A 1291-nucleotide genomic window follows, 5' to 3' on the forward strand; every position below is an offset into this window, starting at 1 on the left:
AGTGGGAGGGAGAACTCATCTTGAGGCAGGCTTCCCGCTTAGATGCTTTCAGCGGTTATCCCTACCGAACGTAGCCAACCAGCCGTGCCCCTGGCGGGACAACTGGCACACCAGAGGTTCGTCCGTCCCGGTCCTCTCGTACTAGGGACAGATCCTCTCAATTCTCCTACGCGCGCAGCGGATAGGGACCGAACTGTCTCGCGACGTTCTAAACCCAGCTCGCGTGCCGCTTTAATGGGCGAACAGCCCAACCCTTGGGACCTACTCCAGCCCCAGGATGCGACGAGCCGACATCGAGGTGCCAAACCATCCCGTCGATATGGACTCTTGGGGAAGATCAGCCTGTTATCCCCGGGGTACCTTTTAGCCGTTGAGCGACACCACTTCCACACGTAGGTGCCGGATCACTAGGCCCTGCTTTCGCACCTGCTCGACACGTCCGTCTCACAGTCAAGCTCCCTTGTGCCCTTGCACTCGCCACCTGATTGCCAACCAGGCTGAGGGAACCTTTGGGCGCCTCCGTTACTCTTTGGGAGGCAACCGCCCCAGTTAAACTACCCACCAGGCACTGTCCCCCACCCGGATCCACGGGTGCGGGTTAGACGCTCAAAACGACCAGAGTGGTATTTCACCAATGACTCCACCAGCACTGGCGTGCCGGCTTCACAGTCTCCCACCTATCCTACACAAGACGCTTCAGGCGCCAATGCCAAGCTGTAGTGAAGGTCCCGGGGTCTTTCCGTCCTGCTGCGCGAAACGAGCATCTTTACTCGTACTGCAATTTCGCCGGGCCTGTGGTTGAGACAGCGGGGAAGTCGTTACGCCATTCGTGCAGGTCGGAACTTACCCGACAAGGAATTTCGCTACCTTAGGATGGTTATAGTTACCACCGCCGTTTACCGGCGCTTAGATTCTCAGCTTCGAAGGAACAAGTCCTTCTAACCGGTCCTCTTAACGTTCCGGCACCGGGCAGGCGTCAGTCCGTATACAGCGTCTTACGACTTAGCACGGACCTGTGTTTTTAGTAAACAGTCGCTTCCCCCTGGCCTCTGCGACCCCACCCAGCTCAGAGAGTAAATCTCGTCACCAAGCGAGGCCCCCCTTCTCCCAAAGTTACGGGGGCAATTTGCCGAGTTCCTTAACCACAGTTCACCCGATCGCCTTGGTATTCTCTACCTGACCACCTGAGTCGGTTTGGGGTACGGGCCGCCGGTACACTCACTAGAGGCTTTTCTCGGCAGCATGGGATCACTCACTTCACCTAAAACGGCTCGGCATCACATCTCACCCT

Annotated in this window: 1 rRNA gene; it reads right to left on the reverse strand. The window is 57.6% G+C overall.

Features of this window, described 5'->3' with window-relative positions:
• A 23S ribosomal RNA gene (locus ACRB68_RS40035) occupies positions 1-1291 on the reverse strand; the annotation flags it as partial.

Source organism: Actinomadura macrotermitis (assembly GCF_009604375.1).
GTDB lineage: Bacteria > Actinomycetota > Actinomycetes > Streptosporangiales > Streptosporangiaceae > Spirillospora > Spirillospora macrotermitis.